This window comes from Nocardia asteroides, from assembly GCA_019930625.1.
Taxonomy (GTDB): domain Bacteria; phylum Actinomycetota; class Actinomycetes; order Mycobacteriales; family Mycobacteriaceae; genus Nocardia; species Nocardia sputi.
The window spans coordinates 3,547,764-3,563,731 of record CP082844.1; the positions used below are offsets into that span (position 1 = coordinate 3,547,764).

General features: G+C 68.2%; 15 protein-coding genes and 1 tRNA gene. 10 read left to right on the top strand and 6 right to left on the bottom strand.

Going from position 1 to position 15,968, the window contains the following annotated elements; translation table 11 throughout:
- Positions 1–329 precede the first annotated feature (329 nt).
- Entirely contained in the window at positions 330–824 is a 495-nt protein-coding gene (locus K8O92_16230) for a hypothetical protein (protein ID UAK35229.1), read from the top strand.
- Between the two features lie 90 nt (positions 825–914).
- A complete protein-coding gene (locus tag K8O92_16235; GenBank protein ID UAK35230.1) occupies positions 915–1,715 on the top strand; it encodes a helix-turn-helix domain-containing protein in 801 nt (266 codons plus the stop codon).
- Here the strand turns inward: K8O92_16235 and K8O92_16240 are convergent.
- The 3 genes from K8O92_16240 to K8O92_16250 form a co-directional block, all read right to left on the bottom strand.
- Entirely contained in the window at positions 1,643–2,047 is a 405-nt protein-coding gene (locus K8O92_16240) for a VOC family protein (protein ID UAK35231.1), read from the bottom strand. The two genes, K8O92_16235 and K8O92_16240, sit on opposite strands and share 73 nt — an antisense overlap.
- Positions 2,048–2,101: 54 nt before the next feature.
- Positions 2,102–2,515, bottom strand: coding sequence for an arsenate reductase ArsC (locus K8O92_16245; protein ID UAK35232.1), 414 nt, complete (start codon positions 2,513–2,515; stop codon positions 2,102–2,104).
- A 413-nt stretch (positions 2,516–2,928) separates the two neighbouring features.
- Positions 2,929–3,840 carry a DUF2236 domain-containing protein gene (locus K8O92_16250; protein ID UAK35233.1) on the bottom strand — a complete coding sequence of 304 codons (912 nt, stop codon included), beginning with the start codon at positions 3,838–3,840 and terminating at the stop codon, positions 2,929–2,931.
- A 111-nt stretch (positions 3,841–3,951) separates the two neighbouring features.
- Here K8O92_16250 and K8O92_16255 point away from each other — a divergent pair, with 111 nt between their 5' ends.
- Positions 3,952–4,698 carry a Sir2 family NAD-dependent protein deacetylase gene (locus K8O92_16255; protein ID UAK35234.1) on the top strand — a complete coding sequence of 249 codons (747 nt, stop codon included), beginning with the start codon at positions 3,952–3,954 and terminating at the stop codon, positions 4,696–4,698.
- Positions 4,699–4,725: 27 nt separating this feature from the next.
- Here K8O92_16255 and K8O92_16260 read toward each other — a convergent pair whose 3' ends face one another.
- Together K8O92_16260 and K8O92_16265 are read right to left on the bottom strand one after the other, a co-directional pair.
- Positions 4,726–6,024, bottom strand: a complete 1,299-nt coding sequence (locus tag K8O92_16260) for an FAD-binding protein (protein UAK35235.1) — start codon at positions 6,022–6,024, stop codon at positions 4,726–4,728.
- A gap of 54 nt (positions 6,025–6,078) precedes the next feature.
- Positions 6,079–6,759: a TetR/AcrR family transcriptional regulator gene (locus K8O92_16265; GenBank protein UAK35236.1), complete on the bottom strand. Its 681-nt coding sequence runs from the start codon at positions 6,757–6,759 to the stop codon at positions 6,079–6,081.
- A 117-nt stretch (positions 6,760–6,876) separates the two neighbouring features.
- Here K8O92_16265 and K8O92_16270 point away from each other — a divergent pair, with 117 nt between their 5' ends.
- From K8O92_16270 to K8O92_16300, 7 genes are all read left to right on the top strand, one after another.
- A complete protein-coding gene (locus K8O92_16270; protein ID UAK35237.1) occupies positions 6,877–8,376 on the top strand; it encodes an MFS transporter in 1,500 nt (499 codons plus the stop codon).
- A gap of 745 nt (positions 8,377–9,121) precedes the next feature.
- Positions 9,122–9,484 carry a DUF190 domain-containing protein gene (locus K8O92_16275; protein UAK35238.1) on the top strand — a complete coding sequence of 121 codons (363 nt, stop codon included), beginning with the start codon at positions 9,122–9,124 and terminating at the stop codon, positions 9,482–9,484.
- A complete protein-coding gene (locus K8O92_16280; GenBank protein UAK35239.1) occupies positions 9,481–9,777 on the top strand; it encodes a fluoride efflux transporter CrcB in 297 nt (98 codons plus the stop codon). Before K8O92_16275 ends, K8O92_16280 begins: the two co-directional genes overlap by 4 nt.
- A gap of 47 nt (positions 9,778–9,824) precedes the next feature.
- Positions 9,825–11,468 (top strand): phosphoglucomutase (alpha-D-glucose-1,6-bisphosphate-dependent), encoded by a 1,644-nt coding sequence (pgm, locus tag K8O92_16285; GenBank protein ID UAK35240.1) that lies wholly within the window; start codon positions 9,825–9,827, stop codon positions 11,466–11,468.
- Positions 11,458–13,071, top strand: coding sequence for an MFS transporter (locus tag K8O92_16290; protein UAK35241.1), 1,614 nt, complete (start codon positions 11,458–11,460; stop codon positions 13,069–13,071). Before pgm ends, K8O92_16290 begins: the two co-directional genes overlap by 11 nt.
- A gap of 356 nt (positions 13,072–13,427) precedes the next feature.
- The gene (locus K8O92_16295; GenBank protein ID UAK35242.1) at positions 13,428–14,129 is read left to right on the top strand and encodes a thioredoxin domain-containing protein; all 702 of its coding nucleotides are present in this window, start codon (positions 13,428–13,430) and stop codon (positions 14,127–14,129) included.
- Positions 14,130–14,644: 515 nt separating this feature from the next.
- Positions 14,645–14,717 (top strand) — tRNA-Ala (locus tag K8O92_16300).
- Positions 14,718–14,938: 221 nt separating this feature from the next.
- Here K8O92_16300 and K8O92_16305 read toward each other — a convergent pair.
- Complete coding sequence (locus K8O92_16305; protein UAK35243.1) at positions 14,939–15,841, bottom strand: YbaB/EbfC family nucleoid-associated protein; 903 nt, start codon at positions 15,839–15,841, stop codon at positions 14,939–14,941.
- Positions 15,842–15,968: the final 127 nt, after the last annotated feature.

Here is a 15,968-nt window from a genome sequence, read left to right on the forward strand (position 1 = left end):
GTCGTCGTGGAGAGCGATCGAGCAGGGCGCCCCATCCGCCCATGCAGTGGTCGGCCGGAAGTGCTGCGGGCCGCGCGCAGCGATATGAGAACCCCTCGGCCGCAAACAGATTCCCCGCACGGATACAGGCGCGGTCGAGCGGGTCGATAATTCAACCTTATTTCCCTCTGTTCGGGGAGGTTTCGGGCGATTGCGGTCCAATTGCCAGTTTATCGGCGTGTATCCGAGATTTTCCTCTTCTCCGTTGTCATGCTCAGTGCCTGGCTGGTCCGAACCAATCGCCTGGTGAGCGGGCGCGACGAGAGGTCTGAGGTGTGAAACTGAGCTGGATGGCGATTTCCGCGCTGGTCGCCGCCACTGTGGCCGGGTGTTCCGACGACACGTCGGTGAGTGGGGAACCGGCCTCGTCGAGCGCCGCTACCGCTTCCGGCGCTCCGGCGACGACCACCGCGGTGCACGAGCACGAGCAGGCGGACGGCGGTATCAGGATTTTGCTGGGAGATGTCAAGAAAGTCCCGGTACCCGCCGATGTGGTGCTCGATATCCGGGCTCCAGCCGCATGGGGGCAGTCCGCCAACGGCATTCGCTGCACGGTGACCGACAGTTCTGGCCGGAATGAAGACCTGCGTTCGTCGGACGCGAAGAAGACCGAGACGTTCGGCGGGACGGAATGGGTGACGGTGTGGACGTTCTCCTCCGCGCCGAACAGCGACGTCACCGTTGGTTGCAAAGACCCGGAATCGAAGATCGCGGCGGCTCATCCTGATCCGTACCTCCGAGTGGTGCCGCGGCAGATCGTCCCGATCGCTCCACCGCAGCGCTGATCCTGCCTGCGCCGATCCGCCGGGCGGTCGCGGGGTCATGGGCGCTCGGGCGGCCGCGGTTCGTCGGTGGTCTGGCGTAGCGTCGCCGACATGGACGATGTCGCCTACCGGGAGCGGCCATCCCGGTACGAGGGCGCCGTGCTGTGGACCAAGACCGTCGATGGTCGCGGTCCGGCGCTGCCAGTGCTGCCGGTGCTGCCAGACGGGTGCATGGATCTGATCTGGATGAACGGTCGGCTGATCGTCGCCGGGCCGGACACCCGCGCTCACCACCCCGGGACCTCGCCGGGCGGTGCGTACGTCGGCATCCGATTCTTCCCGGGTACCGCGCCCGCTTTGCTCGGCGTTCCAGCGCGCGAGGTGCGGGATGAGCGGATCGATCTGGCCCAGCTCTGGCCATCCGCCGTGGTCCGGTCGCTGGTCGGTCGGCTCGAGGCGGCCGACCGCCCGGCGGCGGCGCTCGAAGGGTTCGTGCTGCGGCGAGCGGCGGACGCCGAGCCTGCCGATCCGCTCATGCGGTGGGTGGTCGGCGCGCTGAACGCCGGCCGGCCTGTCGCCGGGATCGCCGACGCGGTGGGGCTCGGTGAGCGCACCCTGCACCGCCGCTCGCTGGACGCGTTCGGCTACGGCCCCAAGACCCTGGCCAGGGTGTTGCGCATGCAACGCGCGCTGGCCTCGGCGCGCAGCGGCGTGCCGCTCGCCGAAACCGCCGCCCTGACCGGGTTCGCCGACCAAGCGCACCTGTCGCGTGAGGTGCGCGCGCTGGCGGGCATTCCGATGCGGGAGTTGCTCGCCCGATCCCGGCGTGCTCGCCCTGGCTATCCGGAAGCGGCCGGGAGTGCGGCGTACAAGTCGACGCCGTTGCCGTCCGGGTCGAGCACCACCGCGTAGCGCTGGCCCCAGAAGGCGTCCCACGGCTTCAGCTCGCCCTGGTAGCCGGCGTCCACCAGGTCGGCGTACACGGCGTCGACCTCCGCGGGATCGGCGCAGCGGAAAGCGATGCCGATCCGGCCCGCGGAAGTCGGCCGCGTCCACTCGGTGTGGAAGGACTTGATGACGGCTTCGGTGTCCAGAGCGAGCCGCAGACCGTTGGCCAGCGCCGCCTCGGCATGCCCTTCCTGTTCGGAGCCCTCCGGGAAGTCGAGCCCGAGACGGCGATAGAAGGCCACCGAAGCGGACATGTCACTGACCACGATGCCGATGACGTCGAGTTGAGGTGTCATACCGGCAGCGTAGGCAGCGGCGTCCGGTGGCGTCTTGAACGAATCGGACAGGACTCAGCGTGCCGGCGCGGGGACCAGCTCGGCGATCAGGTTCTCCACCAGGATGCGGATGCGGTCACGAATGGTGCGCACCACGTCGATGGTCTGATCGGCGGGGTCCGGCAGCATCCAGTCGCGGTAGCTGATGCCGGGGAAGAACGGGCAGGCGTCGCCGACGCCCATGGTGACCACCACGTCGGAGATGCCGATCGCGTCCATCGTGAGCGGCTTGGGGTTGCGACCGGAGATGTCGATGCCGATTTCGGCCATGGCGTCCACCACCGTGGCGTTGAGGGTCTCGGCCGGAGCGCTGCCCGCCGACCGCACGTCGAACCGGTCGCCCGCGAGAGCGGTGAGGAACCCGGCGGCCATTTGCGAGCGGCCCGCGTTGTGCACGCAGACGAACAGCACACTGGGCTTGTGGGACATGTGAACGCCTTTCGATGTGCAAGGTGGAGCATGAGTGTGCTGGCCGCCGGACCGGCCGTCCGGCATGGGGGAGCCGAAACGCTGTCGTAGCGTATGAGATACGTATACCAGCGCGGCGCCAATCGTTACGTCGCGCCGTGCTTCCGCATGCGCGCCCGTACGGTGGCCGCAGGTCAGAGGCTCGAATCCTTTGTCGCCCAGTGCTTGCGGCACCTTTGCCGTCGAGCGGGGACAGGATCCGACGGTAGTGCGGGAGTGTGAGCCCGCGATGAAGCTCCTTCCGCACGTCCTGCCCGCAACCGGCGAAACCCCGGTCGACGCGGGTCGACCGGGGTTCGGCGAGTCAGCGGCCTCGCGGGTTGTCTGCCCCGGCCGGCTGTCCCCGCGCTGCCGGGGAACGGACGGGGGGCGTATCAGATCGGACGCAGGTCGATCATCTTGCGCAGCCGCTGTCGGTCGCGCTCGAGGCGGCGTGCTTCGTAGGCGATCGGGAAGTAACGCAACCGCTCCGGCAGCAGCGGGACGATGCGGGCGATCAGCCAGCCGAGCACGCGAAGCTTGCGTTCGTCGGCCGCGGTCCAGGTCAGCCCGAGCTTCTGCCGCGCGACCTCGGGTGTGGTGCCGACCGTGACGAAGTGCTGGAGCCGGCCGATCGGCGCCACCGCCGCTTTCCACGCGGGATGCAGCGCGCGCGGCAGCTGCTCGGGCGCAGCTACGGAGCGGATCACCCGCAGGTAGTCGCGTGCGGTGTCGGTCGCGACCAGACGGTTCGCGACGGTGTCTTCGAAGAACTTCTCGAATTCGGTGTAGTCGGCCGGGATCTCCTTGGGCGCCACCGAGAAATTGCGCATCAGCTGCAACGTCTCCTGGAAATACGCCTCCTTCTCCGCCGCGGTGAGCGGGCGGCGGGCGAAGTACTTGGCGCTCTCGGTGAACGCGAACGTCCCGGTGTGCAGCACCCAGGCCCACGGGCCGCTGGCGAGGGCGGTGTGGCGGACGCCGTCGGCGTCGGTGGTGTTCAGCGAGGCGTGCAGCTCACGCAGCCGGTCGGCCTCGGCCAGCGCCTCCTCGCCGCCATAGACCCACATCATCACCGACGCCAGGCTGCGCAGGGCACGGCCCATCGGATCGGTACGGAAGGTGGAGTACTCGTCCACCACCGCGGAGATGGTCGGCTCCATGGTCTGCAGCAGGAAGGCCGAGCCCGCGGTGAGGGAGAAGGTGACCAGTCCGGTCTGGTCCCACATCTGGGTACCCGGTTCGATCGGGCGGCGGGGCGGCAGCGGTCGCGCGCCGGTGGATTCGCGTACGACGGACGCGGTCATCGTGATCTCCCTTGATCGGCCGAACTCAATACAATGAGATGATAACGCTAACAATCTCTCATCGTCTATCCATGAGCGCCGGTTCTCTCGCTGCCCCTAGGCTGTGCGGATATGACGACCGATTGGCGCAGTCGCACCGGCCGGATCGGGGTGCTCACGGGCGCGGGCATCTCGACCGATTCCGGCATTCCCGATTTCCGCGGCCCGCGCGGGGTCTGGACGAAAGACCCGATCGCCGAATTGCTGTCTACCTATCAGAGTTATGTGGCCGACGCCGGTCTACGGGAACGCGCGTGGCTCGCGCGCCGGGACAATCCGGCTTGGCGAGCCGTGCCGAACGCCGCGCACAACGCCCTCGCCGACTTGGAACGGGCCGGGCGGCCGGTGACCATCATCACGCAGAACATCGACCGTCTCCATCAGCGAGCGGGCTCCTCGCCGGAGCGGGTGATCGAGATCCACGGCAACATGTTCGAAGTGGTGTGCATCGAATGCGACTACCAGACCTCCATGGCCGCGACCTTGGAGCGGGTGGCCGCGGGTGAGCCCGACCCGCCGTGTCCGGATTGCGGTGGCATTCTCAAGTCCGCCACCGTGATGTTCGGTCAGCAGATGGACCGCCGCACCATGGTCGAGGCCTCGCTCGCCGCCGAGACGAGCGACATCTTCCTGGCCATCGGGACGTCGTTGCAAGTCGAGCCCGCCGCCTCGATGTGCTCGATCGCGGTCCAGAACGGCGCCGACTTGGTCATCGTGAACGCCGAGCCGACGCCATACGACGCCACGGCCACCGAGATCATTCGCGAACCCATCGGCACCGCCGTGCCCCGCCTGGTCGCGGAAATCCTCGCGGAGTGACCGGACCGCGATGAGGTCCCCGCGGGCTCAGCCCACCGGGCCGAGCACCCGATCGAGGTAGGGGTTGGCGAAACGTCCTTTCGGGTCGAAACGTCGCCGCACCTCGGCGAACCGATCCCAGTCGGGGTAGCGCTCGCGCAGGGTCGCCGCGGTCTGGAAGTGGCGTTTGCCCCAGTGCGGGCGTCCCTGGTAGCGGTCGAAAACCGCTTCGCACGCCCGGAAGTACGGCTCGAAATCCATGCCGCGGTATTGGTGCACCGCGATGTAGCAGGTGTCGCGCCCGCCCGCCGGGGAGAGGAACGCGTCGTCGGGCGCGACCCACCGCACCTCGATGGGCATCGGGGTGTCGAAGCGGGTCGCCACTTCCTTGATCTCGCGGATCGCGTCGGCGGAATGCGCGCGCGGGACGGCGTATTCCATCTCGGTGAAGCGGATCAGCCGCGGCGAGGCGAACACCCGGTAGGAACGGTCCACCTGACGCCGGTAACTGCCCGCGTAGGCGGCGCTGCGCTGGATCAAGGGGGCAAGGCGCGGCCTGCTGCGGCTCACCTTGCAGAGCAGGTCGAACAGATAGTTGGACATCAGGATGTCGGCGAACCAGTCCACCGCCTTGGGGCGCGGCTGCTCGGGCAGCGGCACGCGGTTGTTGCGCTTGGTCATGGCCAGCGGGCTGTGCGCGAACATGTAGAACTCGAAGTGCTCGTTGCCGTCGAGGAACGAATCCAGGTCGGCGAGCACGTCCTCCACCGGGATCGGTCGTTCGATGCCCTCCAGCACGAACGACGGCACCATCCGCAGCGTTACGGCGGTGACGACGCCCAGCGCGCCGATGCTGACCCGCGCCGCCCGCCAGCCCTCGGGGTCGGTCTGCTCGTTCAACTCGACCCGGCTTCCGTCGGCGGCCATCAGCTCCACGGAATGCACTGCGGCCGACAGGTTTTGCAAGCCCGCGCCGGTGCCGTGGGTCGCGGTGGCGATGGCGCCGGCGACGGTCTGCACATCGATGTCGCCCAGATTCGGAAAGGCGAGGCCGTGCTCGTGCAGGGCGGTGCTCGCGGCGTTGAGGCTGATGCCTGCCTCCACCCGCACCAGGCCGGCGGCCCGGTCGACGTCGAGCACGCGGTTCAGCTTCGCCAGGTTCAGCAGCGTGCCGTCGGTCAGGACGGCGTCGGTGAAGGAATGGCCCGCGCCCGCGACGCGTACGGTGCGGCCGTCGGTTTCGGCGGCGGCGAGTATTCCCGCCACTTCGTCGATCGAGCGCGGTGTGGCGATGATCGCGGGCGCGCACTGTTGATCGCCTGCCCAGTTCACCCACGAGTTGGTCACGTGACCAACTCTACGGGAGCGGACGTGACGCGCGCTACTTACGGTTCGATTTCGCTACCGCTTGCGCCAGCCGCAGGTCAGGTGCTGCTTGGCGTGCTCGACCTCTTCGTCGGTCAGCGGGGGAACGTCGAGATGCCGACGCGGCGTGCTGTCGCCGCGCAAACCGTTCAGCATGATGGCCATATACCGCTGCCACACATCGGGATTGACCGGCCTGGCGAACTCGGCGAGGCCGTCGACCATGTGCACGAGCGCGAAGAAGTCCGAGGGCTCGATGCCATCGGCGAGCACGCCCGCGTCGCGGGCGCGTGCGCAGATGGCGGTCACGGTTGGCTTGATACGATCGCGTACGACCACGAAGCGGTCGGTCTCGTCGTCCTCGAGTTCGAGCATCACCTCGCTGAACCCGCGATTGCTGGCCATGTGCCGACATGCGTACTCGAAGAATTCGACGAGTCCGAACCAGGGGTCCGGGTGCCGGTAGGCGGCGTCCGCCGCGTCGGCGAAATCGTTGAGGTTCTGATCGAAGACCTCGACGATCAGTTCCTTCTTGTTCGCGAAGCGGCGGTAGACCGTGCCGACGCCGACGCCGGCGCGCTCGGCCACGTCGTCGAGGGTTATCTCGAGTCCGTGGTCGGCGAACAGTTCGCGCGCCGCGGCGATGATCCGCTGCTGGTTACGTGCGGCATCGGCCCGCAGGCGCCGAGGTGGAGAGGCGACCGTGGCGTGATTCACATCCTCATTCTATCAACACCCGGGATTAACCGGAGGCAGTGTCTCCGTTCTCATGGTAGCTTGTACGTGCAAGTGGAGGAACACCCTCCGGATCAATGCTCGACACAAAGGGGACACATGACTACCGCGATCGACCGTGGGGCACCCGCCCCCGAGCACACCGGAAGTGGCCGGCGCGGCTCGCACGCGCTGCGGTGGTGGGTGCTCGCCGTCCTCGGTGTCGCACAGCTCATGGTCGTGCTCGACGCGACCGTGGTGAATATCGCGCTGCCCGCCGCGCAGCAAGACCTCGGCTTCGACGACGGTGACCGCTCCTGGGTGGTCACCGGCTACGCGCTGGCGTTCGGCAGCCTGCTGCTGCTCGGTGGACGCCTCAGCGACCTGTTCGGCAGGCGCAACACCTTCATCGTCGGCCTGGTCGGCTTCGCGGTCGCCTCCGCGATCGGCGGCGCGGCCACCAGTTTCGAGATGCTCGTCGCCTCCCGTGTCGGGCAGGGCGTCTTCGGCGCGCTGCTCGCCCCCGCCGCACTCGCCCTGCTCACGGTGACCTTCACCGAACCGTCCGAGCGAGCGAAGGCGTTCGGCATCTTCGGTGCGGTCGCGGGCACCGGCGGCGCGATCGGCCTGCTGCTCGGCGGCGCGCTCACCGAATGGGCGTCGTGGCGCTGGGTGATGTTCGTGAACCTGGCCTTCGCGGCCGTCGCCCTGGTGGGCGCGGTGCTGCTGCTGGCCAAGCACGCGAGCACCGAGCGGCCCAAGCTCGACATCCCCGGCACGGTCGTGGTCACCGCGGGCTTGTTCGGCATCGTCTACGGGTTCTCGCACGCGGAATCGGATGGGTGGACCAACGGCGTCACCCTCGCCTTCCTGTTCGGTGGCGCGGCGCTGATCGCGGTGTTCGCGTGGCTCGAGACCAGGGTCGCGCACCCGCTGCTTCCGGTGCGGATCGTGCTCGACCGGATGCGCGGCACCTCCTACCTGACGGTGTTCGTCATGGGCATCGGGATGTTCGCGATCTTCCTGTTCCTCACCTACTACATGCAGCTGACGCTGGGTTACTCGCCGATCATGACCGGCGTGGCCTTCCTGCCGATGGTTGCCGCCATGGTGGTCTCCTCGACCACCGCCCCGTCCCTGGTGTTGCCGAAGGTCGGGCCGAAAATCCTGGTCAGCGGTGGTTTTCTGGTCGCGGCGGCGGGCATGGCCTGGCTGACCCGGATCGGCTTGGACACCGGCTACGCCACCCACATTCTGCCCGCCCTGATCCTGCTGGGCCTCGGCCTCGGCGGCGCGATGGCCACCGCCTTCCAGGGCGCCACCTCCGGCGTGCAGCACGAGGACGCGGGCGTGGCCTCGGCCATGATCAACACCAGCCAGCAGGTCGGCGGATCGATCGGTACGGCGCTGCTGAGCACCATCGCCGCCTCCGCGGCCACCGACTACCTGTCCACCCCCAAGCCGGACCCGCTCACCATCGCGCAGTCCGCGATCGAGAGCTACACCACCAGCTTCTGGTGGGCCACCGCGATCTTCGTGGCGGGCGGCATCCTCACCGCGGTGCTCATGCCGAGCACGGCGCCCGCGCCCGCCGAAGGGGAGCCGGTGCTCGCCCACTGACCCGGCTGCGGCACAGCCGATCCGGTCCCCGATAGAGCCGCCGCCGCTCCCGCGACCTCGTCGCAGGAGCGGCGGCCGCCGTCTTCGATGGTGAGCCGCCGGGTTCCGCCGGCACGCGAGCGAGAAAGCCTCCTCGGAACGCCGGTCCAGCTCCGTGGCTGTCCGATTGCCAATCAGCGGCTACGCGCGGCTTGCCCCATTGTCAGACGACCGTCTTTCCGCGTGCGCGGTGGCGTTGATCGCGGCTGTGTGCCATGCCGCTCATATCGGGCACGACACGCGGCGCCGGTCCGCCGTCCACGGCAAAGCGCCCCCGAATCCCCATTCTTTGTGCAAAATACGAGGTAAGTGGACGCGCCGAGCTCTGCTGAACGCCATCGGCATTGCGCTCGGCTCGGTCTCGCGCAGAGGTGAACGGTCTCTTATCCGACCTACGCGGAAAATGTCATGGGATGCTTTGCAATCGGAATCCCGATGATTCCGACCGCTGTGGTGTGGGTAGCCAAGAGACTGCTGAGCACCCTTCTCGGCCTCGGCGTACCCGGCGGTCGCACCACCCTCACCATCGCACCCGCGAGGTTCGTAGACTCCTCGGACCGGGCGCGGTGCCCCCCGCGCTCGTCCGCCACGGGGGGTGGCGGTGGCGTAGCCGGGACGTTCGAGCCCGGCGCGGGCATGGCACGGTGTGGGTACCTGGTTCGGCTCGGTGATCGACGGGAACGGCACGACGGAAGGGGGTCAGGCAATGGGTGGTTCGCAATCGGATGCTGCCATGGTGGGACGATGGCGTCCCGCCGCACAGCTCACCGTGCTGCTCGACGAGGACGACAAGTGGCGGCACACGCCCGCCTATCACGAGATCGTGCGCCGGGCCAGGGATGCCGGTCTGGCGGGCGCGAGCGTGTGGCGCGGTATCGAGGGATACGGCGCGTCCGCGCATGTCCACACCAGCCGGATGCTGGATATCGCCGATCACCTTCCACTCATGCTGGTGCTGGTCGACGAGCCGGAACGCCTGCGCGCCTTCGTCGAACGCAATGCCGAACTGTTCACCTCGGTCAACGTCACCTTGGCGCCGGTGGACCAGTGGCAGGAAGGTGAGCGATGAGAAGACCGCGGGGCAAGCCGGGTGCTCGCGCCGGGTCCGCCGTAGACCATGCTGTACCAGCCTGTTTCGCCTCGCCTGTGCCGCCGCGCACGACGGCCGTTACCATTGTCGGTTCGGCGTGGCTCGGGGATCTGAGCGGCGCGTCGGCGGGCGATCGGCCGCTCGCCGCCGCGGGAGCAGGCTTCCGCACCGTGCCGACCACGTTCAGCATGTACGGCTACGAGATGTTCCGGCTGGTGGCCGAGGTGAACGTGGCCGTGGGGTCGGCGGTGACCGGGCGGTCGTGGACATGATCCTGATGACGAGCCGGGCACAGCCGATACGGAAGGGAGACCCGAGCATGGCCCACGATCGAGCCGGGCGTCCCGCGCGTCCCACCGATCTGGAAGACATCGCACACCTGGTGACGGCGTACTACAGCCGTACCCCGGATGCGCGGGATCCGGCCCAGCGGGTGGCGTTCGGAACGTCGGGACATCGCGGCTCCAGCCTGGACGGCGCCTTCAACGAGGCGCACATCCTCGCGATCACCCAGTCGATCGTGGAGTACCGCGCCACCCGGGGCATCACCGGGCCGGTCTACCTGGCCAGGGACACCCACGCGCTGTCCGAGCCTGCCTGGACCACCGCGCTCGAGGTGCTCGCGGGCAACGACGTGACCGCGGTGATCGACGCCCGCGACCGCTACACCCCCACGCCCGCGCTCAGTCACGCGGTGCTGCGTCACAATCGAGGCGGCGCCAAGCACCAGGCCGACGGCATCGTCGTCACCCCGTCGCACAATCCGCCCCGCGACGGCGGCTTCAAATACAACCCGCCGCACGGCGGCCCGGCCGACAACACGGCCACCGACGCCATCGCCGCCCGCGCGAACGAGCTGCTGCGCGACGGCCTCGCCCAGGTCAAGCGCACCACGCTGGAGCGAGCGCTGGCCACCGGCGTGGAACGCTACGACTATCTCGACCACTACATCGACGACCTGCCCAACGTGCTGAATCTGGACGCGATCCGCGGCGCGGGCATCCGCATCGGCGCCGACCCGATGGGCGGCGCCAGCGTCGACTACTGGGAGGAGATCGGCCAGCGTTACGACCTCGAACTCGAGGTGGTCAACCCGTTCGTGGATCCCACCTGGCGGTTCATGACGCTCGACAGCGACGGCAAGATCCGGATGGACCCGTCCTCGCGCTTCGCGATGGCTTCGCTGATCGCGATCAAGGACGACTACGACATCTCCACCGGCAACGACGCCGACGCCGACCGGCACGGCATCGTCACGCCCGACGGCGGGCTGATGAATCCCAACCACTTCCTGGCGGTGGCCATCGAGTACCTGGTAGCCAACCGGATGGGGTGGGATGCGCTGACCAAGATCGGCAAGACCGCGGTCACGTCGTCGATGATCGACCGGGTGGTCTCCGTGCTCGGCCGCGACGTGCACGAGGTGCCCGTCGGGTTCAAATTCTTCGTCCCGGGGTTGTTCAGCGGCAGCCTGGCATTCGGCGGCGAGGAGAGCGCGGGCGCGTCGTTCCTGCGGATGGACGGCACCGTCTGGACCACCGACAAGGACGGCATCCTGCTCGCCCTGCTGGCCGGTGAGATCGCCGCGGTCACCGGGCAGAGCCCCTCGGCGCGCTACGTCGAACTCGAACGCCGCTACGGCAGCCCCGCCTACGCGCGGATCGACGCCCCCGCCACCGTGGAACAGAAAGAGCTGCTCGCGAAGTTGACTCCGGACATGATCACTACGAAGGAGATCGCCGGGGAGCCGGTCACCGCGGTACTGACCAGGGCGCGGGGCAACGGCGCGCCGCTGGGCGGCCTCAAAGTGACTACCGAGAACGCCTGGTTCGCCGCTCGCCCCTCCGGCACCGAGGACAAATACAAGATCTACGCGGAGTCGTTCCACGGCCCCGAGCACCTCGCCGAGGTGCAGACAGCCGCGGAGGAATTGGTGGGACAGGCGCTGTCCGGTGACCGATAGATCCAAGCCCCTGCCCACCGAGATCTGGGTGCTGGTCGGGGGCGCGTTCGTCATCGCCATCGGGTTCGGCCTGGTGGCCCCGGTGCTGCCGCAGTTCGCGCGCGGATTCGGCGTCGGCGTAGCGGCCGCCTCGGCGATCGTCTCCGCGTTCGCTCTGATGCGGTTGCTGTTCGCGCCGGTGAGCGGGCGGCTGGTGCAGCGGCTGGGGGAGCGCTCGGTCTACCTCGGCGGGCTGCTGATCGTGGCGTTGTCCACCGGCGCCAGCGCGCTGGCCCAGAGCTACTGGCAGCTCATGGTGTTGCGGTCGCTCGGCGGTATCGGATCGACCATGTTCACCGTGTCGTCGCTGGCGCTGGTCATCCGGATGTCGCCGCCCGAACAGCGCGGCCGGGTCTCCGGGTTGTGGTCGACCAGCTTCCTGGTCGGCTCGGTGAGCGGGCCGCTCGTGGGCGGCGGGTTGTCCGGGCTCGGCTTGCGGTGGCCGTTCGTGATCTACGCGGTCGCGTTGTCGCTCGTCAGCGTCGTGGTCTACCTGAGTCTGCGCAATTCGGAACTGGCCGCGCCGGAGCCGGTCGGCGGGGTGCGCATGATGTCCTTCCGGGAGGGCTGGGCGCGGCCGGAGTACCGGGCTGTGCTGCTGTCGAATTTCGCCAACGGGGCGGCCGTGTTCGGTGTCCGGATGGCGTTGGTGCCGTTGCTCGTCGTCGAGGTGCTGCACCAGGCCCCGGGAATGGCCGGTGTCGCGTTGACGGTGTTCGCCGCGGGCAACGTCGCGGTGCTGTTCGCCTCGGGGCGACTGTCCGACCGGTGGGGACGAAAACCGTTCGTGATCGTCGGCTCGCTGGTGTGCGCGGCGGGTACGGCGGGGCTCGGCCTGGCGACCGACGTGCCCTGGCTGCTGGCCACCTCCTTCGTGGCGGGGCTGGGTTCGGGCATGTTCACGCCCACTCAGCAGGCGGCTGTCGCCGACATCATCGGGCCCAATGCGCGCGGCGGGCCGGTGCTGGCCGGTTTCCAGATGGCCGCCGACCTCGGCACCGTCATCGGGCCGGTCGCCGTGGGAGCCCTCGCCCAGCAGGTGTCCTACGGGCTCGCGCTCGGCGTGACCGGCGCCCTCCTCGCGGTCGCCGCACTCGTGTGGGCCGCGGTCCCCGAGCCGCTGCGGCGTCGCGGTTCCGTCCATGCGGAGATCCCGTCCGAACGGTCCCGGGGCGCCGACGATGCCGAACGCCGACCGGCTGGGATCGATCGAGCAGTGAACGAGGTGTCGGGCGCGCCGGTAGCCGACAGTCCGGCGCCGGTCGTGGCGGAGGCAGGTGCACCGGGTGATCGCCGGGAAAACGTGAAACAAGATCGCACGGTGGCTGATCGTCCCGAACCGGTTACGGGTGAAGCGGTAGGGGAGGCAAAGGATCCAGCGGGTTGTTCCGCTGCCGTGACAGATGATCGCCGCGGTACCTCAGCCGTCGTCAGGCCGATGGTAGCCGCGCCCGGCATCGCGGTCGCCGACTCGAATGGCCAGGGATCTCCGACCCCCGAAGGGCGGCCGATGTCTCGCCGCACACGTCGGCGGGTGCAGCGACGTACCCGCCGAACACGCTGAATCCGAGGCGACGGACGTGGGCGAACCGCGGCCGCGATAGTCCGTCTGTCGAGGCATAGGAGCACGGGAAATGGGCTTTCAGGTGTCACAGACCTGGAGTTGACGTCGGCAGCGAACCAGGCGTTGGCGCTGGGGATGCACCTGCCCGCGAAGATTGAGCCGCCCGCGTAGCCGCTGCCAGTACGGCGACCGGGCTTCGCTCGTCCGATAGAGCTCGACTCGGTGGGCTGTGCGGTGTCGTCTCGTGTGCGCAGACGGCGTCGGATCGGGATGCGTGGCCCGGCGGCGGATGGGACGAGGGGTTGCGGCAAAGTGTCATTGTGAGCGAATCGCGTTCGAGTTACACGCCACGGCCGATGTCCAGTGCGACCACCTATGCGCTCGGCGCGGTCGCTCTCGCGCTGATCGTATTGATCGTCATCGCGGCGATGCGATGGGGGCGGGACGAAGCGGCCGTTCGCAACGACGGTTACGGTTCGGTACGGGAACCGGCGGTGCACTCGATGCTCGAGCAGAACGGTTCGATCCTGCTCGGCCGCCCGGACGCGAAGAAGACCATCGAGGTCTTCGAGGACCCGCTGTGCCCAGGCTGCGGCAGTTTGGAGCACATCTACGGTCAAGAGCTCGCGCAGCGGATCGATGAGGGCGCGCTCGCGGTGCGCTACCGCTTGGTGAATTTCCTCGACGCGCGGTCCCGGAGCAAGGACTACTCGACCCGTGCTGTCGCCGCGAACCAATGTGTCGCCGAGGCGGGTTCGGGCCCGGTCTACTCCAAGTTCCACACCGACCTGTTCACCACGAAGCGTCCCAGCGAAGGGGGCGCCGACCTGAGCAACGACGAACTCGCCGCGATCGCCCGCGACGCCGGAGCCTCCGAACCGGTGCGGCAATGCATCACGACCGGCGCCAAGATCGACTTCGCGCGCACCACCGCCATGGCGCAGACGGCGGCGCTCGGCGAGGCGCTGGGCGGCTCCGCGGCCACGCCTTCGGTCTTCGACGGCACGAGCAAGGTCGACACCGGCGACGAGAACTGGGTGGTCGGGCTCACCGATTGATCGGCGGTCGTCTACGCCGCCCGTCTGCGGCCCAGTCGGCCAGACATCGAACGGAAGGGCCGGAACGCCGACTCCACCAAATCGACGTTCCGGCCCACTCGACGGCGCGACCCGACATCCCCAGCCCCCGGGATCGCCGGCCACCGAGTTCTTCCGTTGGCCTAGGGCCGGGCAACGGCTCCACCTGCCGCCGCCCGGCCCCCGCACTCGACGGCGCGATCCGGCCCCCTGTCCCTAGACCGCACCTCGAGATGTCACACCGCTGCCGCGAGACCTGCCGGCTCGCCGGACCCTCGGAATGGACAAACCAGCAACCCCATCTGCTCTACCCATTCCGAGCGCCCAACCGGTCACCGTCCCGTTAGCACACGATTCAACCTGCTTCGAACACATGTTCGATTATAGGCTCATTCACCCCCGCCTGTCACCCCCGAATCGAGCCGATTTGGTCGCCGACACACCGTTGGTGTAACTTCATTCAGGCGCGGCGGGGAAGTCCGAAGCGCAACCAATCAGGGGCTATGGCGCAGCTGGTAGCGCACCACACTGGCAGTGTGGGGGTCAGGGGTTCGAGTCCCCTTAGCTCCACTCGAGCAGAAGACCAGGTCCGGCGATTTTCCGGGCCTGGTCTTTGTCGTTCCGGCACCTCTCGAATCCCGGGTTGACGACACGACTGACAAGCCTTGGTTCGCACCCGATCGGCTCAGGCGCTGAGCTACTTGCAGCAGGCTTGGCTTTACAGCACCTCTACTGTTGTGGCGTCGAACTGTCCGATTCGCTTTGCTGTCGTCGCTGATCGGCGGTTCTGGTCATATTCCGTCGGTCGAGTGCGGTCCCCACCACCACTCGTCTGACATGAGCGGGTAGTCGTCGGGTGGCCAGCTCGCGCCGGTGATGTGGGAGTCGTCGGAGGGATCGTGCCAGGCGATGACCGACTCGGTGATGTCAACGGGGCAGGATGCGGCGGCCCGGGGCAGTGATGGTGTCGAGCCCTCGGTGCTGTGCAGGGGTTGCGACGTGCCGCCACCGGTGTTTTCGGCGGCCGGGGGTTCGGTGGCGGTGCGCGGCTGAGGTGATGTGTCAGTGGGTCGATCAGGTGTCGACTGGCGGCGGGTGCGGGTGACCGGAGCGTACGTGACGGGATCGAACTCGGAGATTCGTGCTGGTGCGGGGTGGTGTCGCGGAGATTTCGCGGGACGCGTTGCCGGTGTCGCAGCCCTCGTCGGTGCGGTGCGAATGGGCGCACGTGGTGCGGCCCGAGATGGGATCGGGGTCTGGGTCACGCTCGGTGCTGTGTTCGGTTCGCTGGGTGAACCTTCGCGTGCTCGTGCGGAAACGTGCTGCTGGTCTGCCGTCGGCGAAGACACCCCGGTGTGGATGGGTTCGTTGCTGGGTCGCGGCTGCGTGAGCTTGTCGACGACATGCTGGCGACCCTCCTGCAGGCGTGGATCGCTGCTCAGCGCCGCCACGGTCTCACGCATGACCGCTGCCGCGTCGGCCACCGCTGCGCGATGCAGGTCGATGATCATCTCGACCAGCCGACGCGGGTCCAGATAGGCGCCGCCCTCGCCTAACTCGATACTGTGCAGCGTGCCGTTCGCGCCGACTTCCACGCGCAGCGACCCATCCGCACTGGCTGCCTTACCCCTGGCATCGGTGAGCGCACGCTGGAGTCGTTCGATGTGGCCGGAGACCGGATCGATATCCCCCATACTGCGAACCTTCTCTACTCGAATCGTCAAGTGGACCATACGACTGCTCGAAGGGCGACGAACTGCTGGTTCGAGTTGTTGCGTGGGTGAGTCGTGGTCGCTAATGTAGCCGCCGACGGGCTACAGG